This is a genomic window from Streptomyces sp. NPDC087300, from assembly GCF_044744425.1.
Taxonomy (GTDB): Bacteria; Actinomycetota; Actinomycetes; order Streptomycetales; family Streptomycetaceae; genus Streptomyces.
Window position 1 is genome coordinate 142598 of the sequence record NZ_JBIUYI010000007.1, and the last position, 14526, is coordinate 157123.

Consider the following 14526-nt stretch of genomic DNA (forward strand, 5'->3'; position numbering starts at 1 on the left):
CCGGTTCGAGTGCAGAGAGTGGGAACGTACGATCGATGACCGTGCAAGGTTCGGAGAAGTCTTCCCGTCGCGGCCGTCGCTCTAGCACCATGGGCGGCATGCCGACCAACGACATGCCGTGGTGGCGCTGGCGCAGTAACGTGCGCTCGGCGCTGCACATGCTCTCCGACCCCGAATTCCAGCGCGAGTGCTGGCTCGCGGGGCGCGAGGAGTACGGGGACGTGACCGACGCCGTCTACCGGCTCGTCGAGGACACGTGGCTGGACAACTGGTCCGCGGAGAAGTACGTGGGGACGATCTTCCGGGACCAGGAGGAGGCGGCGCTCGTCGACGCGGCGGTGCTGCGGGTCCTGCGGATCATGCACGAGGTGGGGCCGGACGCGATGGTGTCCGTCTACCTCCAGCACCCGGGGTGGCCGGAAGCGGTGCATGCCGCGCGTGACGCGCACGTCCGCCTGGCGGCGGGCGACGGCGAGGACCCGGATGTTCCGCCTCGGACCCTTGAGGTGCTGCGGATCTTGACTCGGTCGGCCTGAGACGGGGCTCGCGCCTCGGTCATCCGTACTCGGCACCGGGGCCGTGCCCACCCGTCCCGCCCAGCGGGACGATTGCCCACAGCGGTGCCCCTTATGGGACCCTTGCCCGCATGAACGAGCAGTCCGTCGGCGCCGTCGCGCCCGCTGAGCAGTACGTCCTCACCCTCTCCTGCCCCGACAAGCAGGGCATCGTGCATGCCGTGTCGAGTTATCTCTTCATGACCGGATGCAACATCGAGGACAGTCAGCAGTTCGGCGATCACGACACCGGTCTGTTCTTCATGCGGGTGCACTTCTCGGCCGAGGCGCCGGTCACCGTCGAGAAGCTGCGGGCCAGCTTCGCCGCGGTCGGGGACTCCTTCCACATGGACTGGCAGATCCACCGCGCCGAGGACCGGATGCGGATCGTGCTGCTCGTCTCCAAGTTCGGCCACTGCCTCAACGACCTGCTGTTCCGCTCCCGGATCGGCGCGCTGCCGGTGGACATCGCCGCGGTCGTCTCCAACCACACGGACTTCGCCGAGCTCGTCGCCTCGTACGACATCCCCTTCCACCACATCCCGGTGAACAAGGAGAACAAGCCGCAGGCCGAGGCGCGGCTCCTGGAGATCGTGCGCGAGGAGAACGTGGAGCTCGTCGTCCTCGCCCGCTACATGCAGGTGCTCTCCGACGACCTGTGCAAGGCGCTCAGCGGGCGGATCATCAACATCCACCACTCGTTCCTGCCGAGCTTCAAGGGCGCCAAGCCGTACCACCAGGCGCACGCGCGCGGCGTGAAGCTGATCGGCGCCACCGCGCACTACGTGACGGCCGACCTCGACGAGGGGCCGATCATCGAGCAGGAGGTCGAGCGGGTCGGGCACGACGTGACCCCCGACCAGCTGGTCGCCATCGGCCGTGACGTCGAGTGCCAGGCCCTGGCCCGCGCCGTGAAGTGGCACGCGGAGCACCGCATCCTGCTCAACGGGCGCCGGACCGTCGTCTTCGCGTAAGCACGCGCGCAAGCACTCACGTAAGCACGCGCGCAAGCACTCACGTAAGCACGCGCGCAAGCCTTCTACATGCGGCTCAGCGAGGCCGCCGCGAACAGCACGTCGCGGATGGCCTCGCGGTCGCCGTCCTGGCCCGCTGCCGCCTCCTCCGGTGAGACGTGGCCCGCGGCCAGGCGGCAGAACTCCACGCCGTCGAGCGCCACATGCGCCACCTCGTGCTCGGCGGACGCGCTCGCGCCCGGCGAGTCGAGCGGGATGAACCATTCGCCGCCGCCCAGGCCCTCGATCTCCAGGCGCAGGCTGCGGCCCGGCGCGCCCGCCGCGACCAGGCCGCGGGACGGGGCCGCGAGCCCCGTACGCCGCCGGTCGGCCAGGGTGCCGGGGAGCATCCGGGCGGCGAGGTCGATCATGCGGTGCAGATGGCGCGGGGCGGGTGGCGCGTACGGGTAGTCGACGGCGTCGGCGATGTCGCCCGCGTGGATCCAGCACTCGAAGGCGCGGTCCACCATCGAGTCCCGCAGCGGCAGTTCGATCCGCTGCACCCCGTCGGACCCGGCGGGACCGGGGCCGGTGCCGGGTCCGGGAATGGCCACCGTCCCGTACGGCACGGGGAGCCGGCCCGAGCCGCCGCCCGCGAACGACACCGTGCGGATCAGCTCGTGCGACTGGTCGCGCCAGGGGCCGCGCACCGCGCGCGTGGGCGGGAAGTACGAGGCGCGCCAGTACGCCTCCGTGCGGTGGGAGGGGTCGTGCGGGCCCTTGGCGTCCGGGCCCAGCGGGTCGTCCAGGCCGAGGGCGAGGCCGACCAGGCCGTCGACCGCGAGGAGGTGCGCGATGACTCCGGCGACGGTCGTCTTGCGGGTCACCGGGCCGTTCTCCTCGAACCAGCGCAGCCGCACCGGGGCGTGCCACTCCGAGTCGCCGATGTCCTGGAGGAGGGCGTCGAGCCGCGCGGTCTCCGCGTCGTAGGGAACGGCCCACTCGGGGACCGGGATGCGCGGCGGACGGCGGCCCAGGCAGCTCTCCAGGACGCGGGTGCGCAGCCCGGGGTCGAGGTCGAGGCTCTCCTCGGGGTGCAGCAGGCCGACGGCGTCGCGCAGCCGCAGCGCCTCCTCCGCGCACGGGCCGCAGTCGCCCAGATGCTCCTCGACGGCCGCGGACTCCTCCGCGGAGCACGCGGCGAGCGCCCAGGCGCCGAGCAGGGACTTCAGGACGCGGTGTTCGAGGACGAGCGGCACCACGGGCGCCGGTGGCGGCGGGTCGGGCAGCGGCTCGCCGGTGTCCTCTATCGAGGAGCGCGGCAACGGTATGCGCGGCACGGGCCCGGGGTCGCGGCCCGCCGCGCCCGTCCCGTCCCCCGGCCCGCCGGTGTGCCCGTCGTCGGGGCCCTCGCGGTCCTCGGGGCCTTCGAACGGCTCGGGGGTGTCGGCGCCGCTCACAGCGTCGTCCCGTATCCGGACGAGGTGCCGGGGGACGTGCCGTGGGCCAGGCCGGCCGAGGCGTCCCCCGTGTCGTTCGCCGTGGACAGGAGCTGGAGTCCCAGGCGGAGCCTGCGCCGGGCCTCGTCCTCGGTGACGCCGAGGTCGGCGGCGGCCTGGCGGTAGTCGCGCCGCTGGAAGTAGGCGAGCTCCAGGGCGGCCCGCAGCGGGGTGGGCATGGCCGTGACGATGTAGTCGGCGCGGGCGGCCGCGGAGGCGCGGCGGACCTTGCGCTCCAGGTCCTCGGTGGTGCCCTCGCCGCCGCGGGCGAGGGCGGCCGACTCGGTCTGGCGGAGCCTGCGGACGGCCTGCTGGTGGGTGAGCGTGGCGATCCAGGAGCGCAGCGGGCCCTGCTTGGGGTCGTACGCCCCGGGGTTCTCCCACACGTGCGAGAAGACCTCGCGGGTGATGCGGTCGGCCGCGCTCTCGTCACCCAGGACGCGATGGGCCAGGCCGTGCACCAGCGAGGCGAAGCGGTCGTACAGCTCGCCGAGCGCGGCGGCTTCCCCGTGCGCGAGACGCTGCTGCATCCTGCGGTCCCAGCGCCGCGGCGCGTCCTTCGGCATGCGGCCCCCTCCTGCGTACCGTTTCCGACCCTCACTCGAATGTAGTCGGCGCCGGTGACAGCGCACTCCTGTTTACGGCAAAGCGCGCCCCTGGCGGGCACCGGATGATAGTGACGGTGACCTGCTGGTGTTTCATGGGGGACAGCTGGGGCAGCCGCATCAGAACGAAGCGTAGGGACTGCTTCCGGATCAAGGTGCTGAGCAGGGAAGAGCCAGTCGACAGAGCAGGGCAGAGCAGGGCGAGCGAGAGGCGTGACGCGTGACGCTCAAGGTGACGATGGACGAGCAGTCCGGCTGGGCCGTGCTGTGCGTCTCCGGCGAGATGGACCTGCTGACCTCGCCCACGGTGCGTCAGCACGTGCACGACTCCGTGGCCGACGGCCGGCGCAGCATCGTCCTCGACCTCTCCGAAGTGCTGTTCTGCGACTCCAGCGGCGTCGGCGTACTGATCGCCACGCGCCGTCTGATCCGTTCCTGCCAGGGCCGGTTGCGGCTGATCCTGCCGGCGCGCGGCGCGGAGGACGGCTCGCACGTGAACCGGGTGCTCGCGGCCCTCGGCGTACGACGGCTCTTCGAGGTCTACCCGGACGTCGGCGCGGCGCTGGACGAAGAGGCGGCGCCGCTCTCGGCGTGACGGCGCCCGCGCGTCACCGGAGTTGACCCTGGCACGCCCAGCACATCACGGCTGTGCCACACCCTTGTCGCAGATTTCTCGCGGTCTTGGCACAAGCGCCGGTTTCCCGCCTCCCCGGCGTGCCCGAAGACGTACGCTCGCTGCGAGAAGTACCAGGCAGGACCCGGAAGACACCCCCCAACCGCGGAAGTGAGGCGGCCCGAAGATCATGGACAGTGCCGAGTACGAGCGTAGGATCGCGGCCCGGTTCGCCACCTTCGACCAGGACGGCAACGGCTACATCTCCCGTGAGGACTTCAGCACGGCGGCGGCCGCCCTGTGCGCGGAGTTCGGCGCCACCGCGCGCTCCGAGAAGGGCCAGGCCCTCTACATCGGTGCCGAGGCGTTCTGGCAGGGCATGGCCGGGATCGCCGACCGGGACGGGGACCAGCGCATCACCCGGGACGAGTTCGTGGGCGGCGCGGTGAAGCGGCTGCGGGACAACCCGGGCCGGTTCGCGGAGATCGCGCGGCCCTTCCTGCTCGCGGTGCTGCGCGTCGCCGACGGTGACGGCGACGGTACGGCGAGCCCGCAGGAGGCCCAGCGCGCGCTGCGGGCGCTCGGGGTGCCCGAGGACATCGCGGGCGCGTCCGCCGCCGCGCTCGACGCCGACGGCGACGGGCGGGTCTCCGAGGACGAGATCGTGGCGGCCTTTGCGGCGTACTTCACGGTCCCGGAGTGAGCCGCCGCCGCGGGCGCGCGTGCCAGACCCCGCGAGCCCGGCCTGATCCAAACGAAAGCCCCTAGCTCCCCGAGAAGCGTTCCCGCAGGCGGTACTTGAGCACCTTGCGCAGTGTCTCGTTGCGCGGCAGGGCCTCCACCACCTCCAGTCGCTCCGGCAGCTTGTAGGTGGCGAGGCCCTCCGCGCGCAGGTACGAGGTGAGCTCCTCCAGCGTCAACGCCGGTGCTCCCTGCGGTTGTTCGACGACCGCGCAGACCCGTTCGCCGCGCTCGGGGTCGGGCAGCCCGACGACCGCGGCGTCGCCGACGGCCGGGTGCTGGTGGAGCAGGTCCTCGATCTCCTTGGCGGAGATGTTCTCGCCCTTGCGGATGATGATGTCCTTGGCCCGCCCGGTCAGGACGAGATGGCCGCTCTCCTTGACGTGGCCGAGGTCGCCGGTGATCAGGAAGCCGTCCGCGTCGAAGACGCCCGCGCTCTGCCCGGCGTCCAAGTAGCCCTGGCAGACGGCCTCTCCGCGCAGCCGCACCTCGCCGTCCGTGCCGGGCGGCAGCTCCTTTCCCGCGGCGTCCGTGATCCGGATCCGCATGCCCTCGGGCGGCAGTCCCTCGGTCGTCGCGAGGTTCTCCGCGGTGTCGTCGGGCGCGCCCATCGTGATCATCGGCACTTCGGTCATGCCGTAGCCGTGGGTGAGCTGGCAGCCCATCTCGCGTACGACGGAGTGGTAGATCTCGGGAGGCTTGGGCGCCCCGCCGCCCGCGAGGAGGCGCAGCGTCGGTATCAGCCGTTCGCCCGGGGGCAGTCGGCGCTGCTGGGTGAGGAACATCGAGTAGAAGGCGGTCGAGCCGCCCGCCACCGTCACGCCGTGCCGCCGGTAGCCGTCGAGCGCGTCCGGCAGCGCGAACTGCTCGAACATCACCGCGGGGAAGCCGTAGAGCAGCAGCATCACGGTGTAGTCGGGGCCCGCGATGTGCGCGAAGGGGAACGCCATCGAGCCGACGTCGTCCGAGCTGAGGTGCAGCGCGTGCGCCAGGCAGGAGCCGCCCGCGATCAGTGAACGGTCGGTGTGCAGCACGCCCTTGGGGTCGGACGTGGTGCCCGACGTCCAGTAGATCCAGCGTACGGAGGTGCCGTCGGCGGGCGGCGGGGGCAGTACCGAGGGGTCGCCGTCGGGCAGCTCGTCGTACGCCTCGAAGACGGTGAACCCGCCCTGTGCGCCCAGCTTCCTGGCCATCTCCGTGTGGTCGAAGCCCCGCCAGACGCCGGGCACGGCGAAGAACTCCGCCTTCGACTCGCGCAGCGCGAAGCCGACTTCGCGGTCGCGGTAGAAGGGGATCACCGGCGACTGGACCGCGCCGATGCGGGCCAGCGCGAAGGAGAGCAGGGCCGTCTCGATCCGGGTGGGCAACTGCCAGGCGACGACCGTGCCGGGCCGCACGCCCTTCGCGTACAGGCCGGCCGCGACGCGTTCGGCACGGTCCCGCAGTGCCCCGAAGGTGAGCGTGCGGTCGTCGGCGGGGTCGTCGGCCGACTGGATGAGGACGGGTGCGTCGGGGGTGAGCGCGGCGCGGCGCTCGATGAGCTCCCAGAGGGTGCGGGAGGCACCCAGTTCGTACGCGATCGCGTTCTCCGAGGTCCTCATGGGCTCCCGATCCCCTCGTGAAGGGCTGAACTGACGGTGAGTCAGATTAGCTGGAGAGCGTAGGCCTCGGCGCCTTGTCGGTCCAGGGGTGCGGGGCTAGCCTGCTTTCTGACGGGTCATCAGATTGCCCGGTGGGGCCGTGGGACCGGAGGGGACACCGAATGACCGACTGCTACCGGCAGCTGGACGGGTAGGCGCCGCGTGGACCTCACGTACACCGCTGAGGAGGACGAGTTCCGGGTGCGGCTGCGGCGGTGGCTCGCCCGGACACTGCCCGAACTGCCTTCGCCTCCCGATCCGTTGGACTGGCCGGGGCGGCGTGCCTACGACATGGGGTGGCAGCGCAGGCTGTACGACGCCGGGTACGCGGGGCTGCACTGGCCCGTCGACGCGGGTGGGCAGGGGGCGACCCCCACCCAGCATCTGATCTTCCTCGAGGAGACGGAGAAGGCGGGCGCGCCTTACGTGGGTGCCAACTTCGTCGGGCTGTTGCACGCGGGGCCCACCATCGCCTCCGAAGGTGACGCCGGACAGCGCGCGCGGTGGCTGCCGCCCGTGCTGCGCGGCGACGAGGTGTGGTGCCAGGGGTTCAGTGAGCCCGACGCCGGGTCCGACCTCGCGTCGCTGCGCACGCGCGCGTGGCGCGACGGCGACCACTACGTGGTGAGCGGCTCCAAGATCTGGACCTCGCACGCCGAGGTCGCCGACTGGTGCGAGCTGTTGGTGCGCACGACGCCGGTCAGCGAGTCCGTCCCCAAGCACCAGGGCATCTCCTGGCTCGCGATGCCGATGGACGCCCCGGGCATCACGGTGCGGCCGCTGCGGACCCTCGCGGGCTCGACCGAGTTCGCCGAGATGTTCCTCGACGACGTGCGGGTGCCGGTGGCCAATCGGGTCGGGGACGAGAACGACGGGTGGCGCGTGACGATGGTGACCCTGTCGTACGAGCGGGGCACCGCCTTCGTGGGGGAGGTGGTGGCCTGTCGCAGGGTGCTCGGCGAACTCGCCCGCGAGGCACGCGAGAACGGGCGCTGGGACGACGCGGTGCTGCGCCGCCGGCTCGGCAGGCTGAGCGCCGAGTTCGCCGCGCTGTGGCGGCTCACCCAGTGGAACGTGAGCGAGTCGCAGCGCACCGGCGGGGTGCCGGGCGTCGGCGGCTCGGTCTTCAAGCTGCGCTACTCGCACGCCCGCCAGGAGCTGTACGACGCGGCCGCCGACGTGCTCGGCACCGGCGCGCTCGACCTCGGCCACCCGTGGAACCTCGACCGGCTCTCCGCGCTGTCCTACACGATCGCCGCGGGGACCTCGCAGATCCAGCAGAACATCGTCGCCGAGCGGATTCTCGGCCTCCCGAAGGGGCGGTGAGGCCCGGATGGACTTCCAACTCACGGAGGACCAGAGCGCGTTGCGGGACGGGGTGCGCGACCTCCTGGAGGGGCGCTTCGGCCGGACGGCGCTGCGGGCGGCCGTGGACGCCGCCGGGCACGAGGGGACCGCGGTGCTCGACCGCGCACTGTGGCGGGAGCTCGGAGCCGCCGGGTTCTTCGCGCTCACCCTGCCGGAGGCCGAGGGCGGCGTCGGGCTCGGACTGCCCGACGCGGTGCTCGCCTTCGAGGAGGCGGGACGGGTGCTGCTGCCGGGACCGCTGGTGGCCACCTTCCTCGCGGCGGGGGAGGTCCCGGGCGCGGCCTCCGGGGAGGCGGTGGTGACGTCCGCCGACGGGGCGCTGGTCGCCTGGCTCGACGAGGCGGACGTCGTGCGCGGCGGTGACGTGGCGGGCGCCGTCCCCACCCGGTCGGTCGACCCGCTGACGCCGCTGCACCGGCTGCCGGGCGCCACGGGGGACCAGGGCGGGCCGGACCGGCCGGTGGCCGGGGCTCCGACCGGTGCCGGTGCGCTGCTCACCGCCGCCGAACAGCTCGGCAGCGCCACGCGCACCACGGAGATGGCCGTTCAATATGCCCGCGAACGTGCACAGTTCGGACAGGTGATCGGTGCCTTCCAAGCCGTGAAGCACCTCTGCGCACAGATGCTCGTACGCGCCGAACTCGCCCGCGCCGCCGTCTACGCCGCGGCCGTCACCGGCGACCCGCTGGAGGCCTGCGGCGCCAAGCTGCTCGCCGACGACGCGGCGGTGCGCAACGCCCGGGACTGCCTCCAGGTGCACGGCGGCATGGGGTTCACCTGGGAGGCGGACGTCCATCTGCATCTGAAGCGGGCCTGGGTGCGGGCCGCCGCCGGGCGGTCGGCGGGCGACGCGGAGGAGGCGCTGGCCGCTGCGCTGTGACACGGCGGCGTGACGCTACGGAGCGTCGATACCGGGTTGTGTCCTACGCGTGACTCGTCACGGCACGGAGTCGGTGTCCGCCTCGGGTACCTTGTGTGGGATGCGAGTGGTTCTGAGGCTGAGCCATCCCGGTGTTGCCCCTGAGGCCGCGCCGGACCCGGCAATGCGCGCCGCTCGCAGGGCAGGACGGGGCCTCGTGCCCGCCTGTTCGACCCCCTGCGGTGCGCGTCGCACAGTATGCAGCACGCGTACTCCTTCGCGCTGGAATATGCCCGAAGCGCTTGTTGGGGTGACTGAACGTCAATCATGCTGTCTCCCAAGGGGATCACGTTCCGTGACCCTGTGGAGTCGCGAGGCGATGTGTCCGCCGGTTCGGATGGTGTGAGCGGTGCAGGTGCTTCAAGTTCAGCTGGAGGTCGGGGCCGACCCCGCGGAGGTGGGACGGGCCAGGCGATGGGCCCGTTCGAGGCTCGCGGGCTCGGGGATAGAGGCGGACGAGCCGGTCGCGGAGACGCTCATCCTGCTGATCTCCGAGCTGGTCACCAACGCCGTTGTGCACACCGGCTGTCCGGCCGTGCTGCGCATGCTGCTCCCCGGCATCCCGGGCCCCGCCGACGCACCGGGCACCGTCCGGGTGGAGGTGGCCGACCGCAGCGCCTGCCCGCCCAGGCCCCGGCACGCGGAGGGCGACGACACCAACGGCCGCGGCCTCGAACTCGTCGACGGCCTCGCGGACCGCTGGGGCTGGCAGCACGAGGGCGCGGGCAAGAGTATCTGGTGCGAGGTCGACCGGTGCGACGGGGGCGTCCCGGCGGCCACCTTCGACGGCGCCACCTATGACGACGCGGACTCCGGCGTCGCGTACGAGAAGGTCTGAACCCTCGGAGCGCCCGGAGTCCGTGGTTCCCCGCGTCAGGAGAGCGGGTCTGAGCCCCCTGCCTGGACTTCTGCCCCCGTATGCGCCGTCGCGTGCCACGATGCGCGCGCCCGTGCGCGGGTAGGGCAAAGCGGTCATAAGTTACTAATCTTCGAGCGGGTGTTGACGTAGCGTGTCCGATTGATCACGCTTGTGAACAGCGATCCGCCGCGAGGGGACGTCGAGGGTGCTCAGTGACGGGAGGGTCCTTGACGAGAAGCGGGTCGCGATTCGGCGTCAGTCCCATCGGGGCCACGAGGGGCAGGGCCAAGCGCCGGAGCCGGATGGCGGCGCGCGCGGCAGCGCGCTCGGGGCGGAAGCCGACGCGCCGCCTTTCGGACGTGCCCGCCGCGCACGCGTGCCGGTCGCTCACGCGTGCCCGCTGCTCACGCGTGCCGGTCGCTCACGGCGCGGCGACCGTCGCTCGCGGCACTGCGACCGCAGGTCACGGCACTGCGACCGTCGCTCACAGCACGGCGACCGGCGCCACCGGAGTGCCCGTGCCGCCGATGAAGGGTTCCGGCATCGCCGAGAGCAGGAAGGCGTAGCGGGATTCTTCTGCACAGGCTGTGGACAACTTTTCCAGATTCCAGTTCTGGCCCTGGAGCATCCCCATCTCGACCAGGTCGAGCGCGTGCACGGGCAGCCACAGGTTCTCGATCTCCGGCGGGAAGATCTCGAAGGTCAGCGTGTCGTTGGCGACCGCCGCCACGTCGTGCGCGTGGAACCACTCGGGCGTACGCAGCGAGAGTCCGGGCGAGGGGTAGGCGTACGCGTGCTTGTCGCCCGCCAGATAGACCTGCAGCTGCCCGGTGCGTACGAGCACGATGTCCCCGGCCCGCACCGTGACACCGCCGAACTCCGCTGCCTCGTCCAGGTCTTCGGGCGTGACCGCGTGGTCGCCGGGCAGCCGGTCGAGGCCCTTGGCGCGCGCGACGTCGAGCAGGACGCCGCGCGAGACGAGGTGCGGGATCTTGTCGATGCCGCTGAACCGGGCCCCGGCGTGGGCGGTGATGGTGTCCGCGGGGCGGCCGTTGTAGAGGACGCCCGAGTGCGAGACATGGGTGAGCGCGTCCCAGTGGGTGGCCGTCTGCAGGCCCATGGTGACGGCGTCGTCGCTGGTGGCGACCGTGCCGGGGCCGAAGATCTGCTGGTTGATCTGCACCATCGTGTGGAGCGGGTTGACCCGCCCGGGGATCATCCCGGTCTGTACGCCGTCCTCCTTGAGCGGCAGCGCGAGCGGCACGCGGCGGCCGCTGCCGACGGTCGCCGCGGCCTCGCGCACCACCTCGTCGGTGATGAGGTTGAGCGTGCCGATCTCGTCGTCGGACCCCCAACGGCCCCAGTTGTTCACGCGCTTGGCGATGTCGTGGAACTCGGGCGGCATCGCGGCCGCCGGCACGCCGTCGTCGGCTGAGTCTGACATGAGTGCTCCCCGGGGCTTGTCTTTCCGTATCTGACGGGTCATAGAATCTAACGGTCCGTCAGAAACCGCGGGAAGGGGCCGGACGTGGGGAACTTCTTGGCAGGCAAGGTGGTGGCCGTGACCGGTGCCGGGCGCGGCATCGGCAGGGCCGTCGCGCTCGCCGCGGCAGCCGAGGGAGCGAGGGTCGTCGTCAACGACTACGGCGTCTCCATGGAGGGCGGCGAACCGGCCAGCGAGATAGCCGACGCCGTGGTCAAGGAGATCCAGGCCGCGGGCGGCGAGGCCGTCGCCGTCGCCGACGACATCTCCACCATGGCGGGCGGCCAGCGCATCGTCGACGTCGCGCTCGCCGAGTACGGGCGGATCGACGGTGTCGTCTGCGTCGCGGGGATCCTGCGCGAACGCATGCTCTTCAACATGTCCGAGGAGGAGTGGGACCCCGTCGTCGCCACCCACCTCAAGGGCACCTTCACCGTTTTCAGGGCCGCCTCCGCCGTCATGCGCAAGCAGGGCTCGGGCACCCTCATCGGCTTCACCAGCGGCAACCACCAGGGCTCCGTGGCGCAGGCCAACTACAGCGCGGCCAAGGGCGGGATCATCTCGCTGGTGCGCAGCGCCGCGCTCGGCCTCAACAAGTACGGCGTGACCGCCAACGCCGTCGCGCCCGTCGCCCGTACGCGCATGTCGGCGAACGTGCCGATGGAGCTCAAGGAGATCGGCGAGCCCGAGGACGTCGCCGCGCTCGTCACCTATCTGCTCAGCGACCGGGCCCGCGAGGAGAAGATCACCGGGCAGGTCTACACGATCGCGGGTCCCAAGATCGCCGTATGGGCGCAGCCGCGCGAGCTGCGCGCCGGGTACGCGGACGGCGCGTGGACCCCGGAGAAGATCGCCGACTTCCTGCCGGGGACGGTCGGTGTCGATCCCATGCCGATGCTCGCGCAGCTGGAGGCCATGGCCAAGGCGGCGGCCGCCAAAGACCGGCCGAACGCGTAGGCGGCGCCGTGGAGTTCGGCTTCGGTGCCGACGACGAGGAGTTCCGCGCCGAGGCGCGGTCCTGGCTCGCCGAGCACCTCACCGGCGGCTTCGCCGACGCGGTCGGCCGCGGCGGCCCCGGCAGCGAACACGAGGGCGGTGCGCAACGCCGCTCCTGGGAGCGCGAGTTGGGGCGCGGCGGCTGGATCGGCATCGGCTGGGATTCGGACGCGTACGGGAACCGGCGGGCCACCCTGACCCAGCAGGTCGTCTGGGCCGAGGAGTACGCGCGCGTGCGGGCCCCCGGCCGCTACGGGCACATCGGCGAGAACCTCCTCGCGCCCACCCTCCTCGCGTACGGCAGCCAGGAACAGCGCGACGAGTTCCTGCCGCCCATCGCGCGCGGGGAGGCCCTCTGGTGCCAGGGCTACAGCGAGCCGGGCGCCGGGTCCGACCTGGCCGGGCTGCGGACGCTCGCCGTGCGGGACGGGGACGCCTACCGGATCAGCGGCCAGAAGGTGTGGACCTCGCTCGCCCACGACGCCGACTGGTGCTTCGTCCTCGCCCGTACGGAGGAGGGCTCGCACGGGCACCACGGCCTGTCGTTCCTGCTCGTGCCGATGGACCAGCCGGGGCGGATCGAGGTGCGTCCCATCCGGCAGCTGACGGGCACGAGCGAGTTCAACGAGGTCTTCTTCGACGGGGCACGCGCGCGTAGCGCCCATGTGGTCGGCGGCGAGGGCAACGGCTGGCGCGTCGCCATGGGGCTGCTCGGCTTCGAACGCGGGGTCTCCACGCTCGTCCAGCAGATCGGCTTCGCCGAGGAGCTCGCGGGCGTGCTGCGCGAGGCCGTCGCGGGCGGCGCGGCCGACGACCCCGTGCTGCGCGACAGGCTCGTACGGCAGTGGGCCGAGCTGCGGGTGATGCGGTGGAACGCGCTGCGGACGCTCGGCGGGTCGGCCTCAACTCCCGCTTCGGAAAAGGGTGGTGGGCAGGGGGACGCGGCCGCGCCGAGCGTCGCCAAGCTGCTCTGGGGGAGCTGGCACCAGCGGCTCGGTGAGCTCGCGATGGGCGTCAGGGGCGCGGCCGCCGCCGTCGGGCCCGCGGACTGGTCCGAGACCTCCCCGTACGAACTCGACGCCCTGCAAAGGCTCTTCCTCTTCACCCGCGCCGACACGATCTACGGCGGCTCGGACGAGATCCAGCGGAACATCATCGCCGAGCGCGTGCTCGGTCTGCCGAGAGAGGCCAGGGGGCCTCGGTGAGGGGTGCGTGGTGAGGGGTGTCGTCTTCGACGGTAAGCGGGTCGAGGTCGTGGATGACCTGGAGATACGTGATCCTGGTCCCGGCGAGGTGCTGGTCGCGATCGCCGCGGCCGGGCTCTGCCACAGCGATCTCTCGGTGATCGACGGGACCATTCCGTTCCCGCCGCCCGTGGTGCTCGGACACGAGGGGGCCGGGGTCGTGGAGGCGGTCGGCGCCGGGGTCGCCCATGTCGCGCCCGGCGACCACGTGGCCCTGTCGACCATCGCGAGCTGCGGGGCCTGCGCGGAGTGCAACAGGGGGCGGCCGACCATGTGCCGCAAGGCCATCGGCAGGCCCGACCGGCCGTTCTCGCGCGGCGGGCAGCCGATCTACCAGTTCGCCGCCAACTCCGCCTTCGCGGAACGCACCATCGTCAAGGCCGTGCAGGCGGTGAAGATCGCCGAGGACATCCCGCTGACCTCGGCCGCGCTGATCGGCTGCGGCGTGGTCACCGGTGTCGGCGCCGCGCTCAACCGCGCGAAGGTCGACCGGGGCGACTCCGTGGTGGTGATCGGCACGGGCGGCATCGGGCTCAACGTCCTCCAGGGCGCCAGGATCGCCGGTGCGACCCGCATCGTCGCGGTCGACGCCAACCCCGAAAAGGAGGCCGTGGCACGGCAGTTCGGCGCCACGCACTTCCTGCGCTCCACCGAGGGGGTCAGGGAGATCCTGCCCGACGGGGCCGACCACGCCTTCGAATGCGTGGGCCGCGTCGAGCTGGTGCGCGAGGCGATCGACCTGCTCGACCGGCACGGCCAGGCGGTGCTGCTCGGCATGCCGGCCGCGACGGCGGAGGCGTCGTTCGTGGTCGCCTCGATGTTCCTCGACAAGTCCATCCTCGGCTGCCGCTACGGATCCGCCCGCCCCCAGCGGGACTTCGCGCTCTACGCCGAGCTGTACCGCTCGGGGCGGCTCATGCTCGACGAACTGGTCACCGCCACCTACCCGGTGGAGGACTTCGCCAAGGCGGTGGAGGACGCGGAGGCGGGGCGGGTGGCGCGCGGGGTGCTGACGTTCTGAGGCGGCCGGTCGGGGACGTGCCTGTGGATAA

Annotated in this window: 14 protein-coding genes; 10 read left to right on the forward strand and 4 right to left on the reverse strand. The window is 72.1% G+C overall.

Annotated features, from left to right (window positions below):
* The first annotated feature begins 35 nt into the window (after window positions 1-35).
* Window positions 36-536, forward strand: coding sequence for a hypothetical protein (locus ACIO9J_RS28995; protein ID WP_402005813.1), 501 nt, complete (start codon window positions 36-38; stop codon window positions 534-536).
* 110 nt (window positions 537-646) lie between these two features.
* The gene (gene purU / locus ACIO9J_RS29000; RefSeq protein ID WP_402005816.1) at window positions 647-1528 is read left to right on the forward strand and encodes a formyltetrahydrofolate deformylase; all 882 of its coding nucleotides are present in this window, start codon (window positions 647-649) and stop codon (window positions 1526-1528) included.
* A 65-nt stretch (window positions 1529-1593) separates the two neighbouring features.
* Here purU and ACIO9J_RS29005 read toward each other — a convergent pair whose 3' ends face one another.
* Both ACIO9J_RS29005 and ACIO9J_RS29010 read right to left on the reverse strand, forming a co-directional pair.
* Entirely contained in the window at window positions 1594-2967 is a 1374-nt protein-coding gene (locus ACIO9J_RS29005; protein WP_402005819.1) for a zf-HC2 domain-containing protein, read from the reverse strand.
* Window positions 2964-3572 (reverse strand): sigma-70 family RNA polymerase sigma factor, encoded by a 609-nt coding sequence (locus ACIO9J_RS29010; protein ID WP_402005822.1) that lies wholly within the window; start codon window positions 3570-3572, stop codon window positions 2964-2966. The genes ACIO9J_RS29005 and ACIO9J_RS29010 overlap by 4 nt, the downstream gene beginning before the upstream one ends.
* 259 nt (window positions 3573-3831) lie before the next feature.
* Between ACIO9J_RS29010 and ACIO9J_RS29015 the strand changes: the two genes are divergently transcribed.
* Both ACIO9J_RS29015 and ACIO9J_RS29020 read left to right on the forward strand, forming a co-directional pair.
* On the forward strand, window positions 3832-4206 hold the full coding sequence (locus ACIO9J_RS29015) for an STAS domain-containing protein (protein WP_402005825.1): 375 nt from the start codon (window positions 3832-3834) through the stop codon (window positions 4204-4206).
* A 208-nt stretch (window positions 4207-4414) separates the two neighbouring features.
* The gene (locus ACIO9J_RS29020; RefSeq protein WP_402005828.1) at window positions 4415-4927 is read left to right on the forward strand and encodes an EF-hand domain-containing protein; all 513 of its coding nucleotides are present in this window, start codon (window positions 4415-4417) and stop codon (window positions 4925-4927) included.
* Between the two features lie 61 nt (window positions 4928-4988).
* On the opposite strand, the gene ACIO9J_RS29025 is transcribed toward ACIO9J_RS29020, so the two are convergent.
* Window positions 4989-6566: an AMP-binding protein gene (locus tag ACIO9J_RS29025; protein ID WP_402005831.1), complete on the reverse strand. Its 1578-nt coding sequence runs from the start codon at window positions 6564-6566 to the stop codon at window positions 4989-4991.
* Window positions 6567-6767: 201 nt separating this feature from the next.
* Between ACIO9J_RS29025 and ACIO9J_RS29030 the strand changes: the two genes are divergently transcribed.
* The 3 genes from ACIO9J_RS29030 (at window position 6768) to ACIO9J_RS29040 (ending at window position 9730) form a co-directional block, all read left to right on the forward strand.
* Window positions 6768-7931 (forward strand): acyl-CoA dehydrogenase family protein, encoded by a 1164-nt coding sequence (locus ACIO9J_RS29030; RefSeq protein ID WP_402005834.1) that lies wholly within the window; start codon window positions 6768-6770, stop codon window positions 7929-7931.
* 7 nt (window positions 7932-7938) lie between these two features.
* The gene (locus tag ACIO9J_RS29035) at window positions 7939-8853 is read left to right on the forward strand and encodes an acyl-CoA dehydrogenase family protein (RefSeq protein ID WP_402005836.1); all 915 of its coding nucleotides are present in this window, start codon (window positions 7939-7941) and stop codon (window positions 8851-8853) included.
* Window positions 8854-9241: 388 nt separating this feature from the next.
* On the forward strand, window positions 9242-9730 hold the full coding sequence (locus ACIO9J_RS29040) for an ATP-binding protein (RefSeq protein ID WP_402005839.1): 489 nt from the start codon (window positions 9242-9244) through the stop codon (window positions 9728-9730).
* A gap of 505 nt (window positions 9731-10235) precedes the next feature.
* Here ACIO9J_RS29040 and ACIO9J_RS29045 read toward each other — a convergent pair.
* The gene (locus ACIO9J_RS29045) at window positions 10236-11195 is read right to left on the reverse strand and encodes a cyclase family protein (RefSeq protein ID WP_402005841.1); all 960 of its coding nucleotides are present in this window, start codon (window positions 11193-11195) and stop codon (window positions 10236-10238) included.
* An 84-nt stretch (window positions 11196-11279) separates the two neighbouring features.
* Between ACIO9J_RS29045 and ACIO9J_RS29050 the strand changes: the two genes are divergently transcribed.
* The 3 genes from ACIO9J_RS29050 to ACIO9J_RS29060 are packed head-to-tail and all read left to right on the forward strand — an operon-like array spanning window position 11280 to window position 14495.
* Window positions 11280-12191: an SDR family NAD(P)-dependent oxidoreductase gene (locus ACIO9J_RS29050; RefSeq protein WP_402005844.1), complete on the forward strand. Its 912-nt coding sequence runs from the start codon at window positions 11280-11282 to the stop codon at window positions 12189-12191.
* A gap of 8 nt (window positions 12192-12199) precedes the next feature.
* Window positions 12200-13435 (forward strand): acyl-CoA dehydrogenase family protein, encoded by a 1236-nt coding sequence (locus tag ACIO9J_RS29055; protein WP_402005847.1) that lies wholly within the window; start codon window positions 12200-12202, stop codon window positions 13433-13435.
* 10 nt (window positions 13436-13445) lie between these two features.
* Complete coding sequence (locus ACIO9J_RS29060) at window positions 13446-14495, forward strand: Zn-dependent alcohol dehydrogenase (RefSeq protein ID WP_402005850.1); 1050 nt, start codon at window positions 13446-13448, stop codon at window positions 14493-14495.
* Window positions 14496-14526: the final 31 nt, after the last annotated feature.

Coding starts and splice junctions, on each gene's coding strand:
- ACIO9J_RS28995 (WP_402005813.1), top strand. CDS start 36: ATGACCGTGCAAGGTTCGGAGAAGTCTTCCCGTCGCGGCCGTCGCTCT.
- purU (WP_402005816.1), top strand. CDS start 647: ATGAACGAGCAGTCCGTCGGCGCCGTCGCGCCCGCTGAGCAGTACGTC.
- ACIO9J_RS29010 (WP_402005822.1), bottom strand. CDS start 3,572: ATGCCGAAGGACGCGCCGCGGCGCTGGGACCGCAGGATGCAGCAGCGT.
- ACIO9J_RS29020 (WP_402005828.1), top strand. CDS start 4,415: ATGGACAGTGCCGAGTACGAGCGTAGGATCGCGGCCCGGTTCGCCACC.
- ACIO9J_RS29025 (WP_402005831.1), bottom strand. CDS start 6,566: ATGAGGACCTCGGAGAACGCGATCGCGTACGAACTGGGTGCCTCCCGC.
- ACIO9J_RS29035 (WP_402005836.1), top strand. CDS start 7,939: ATGGACTTCCAACTCACGGAGGACCAGAGCGCGTTGCGGGACGGGGTG.
- ACIO9J_RS29045 (WP_402005841.1), bottom strand. CDS start 11,195: ATGTCAGACTCAGCCGACGACGGCGTGCCGGCGGCCGCGATGCCGCCC.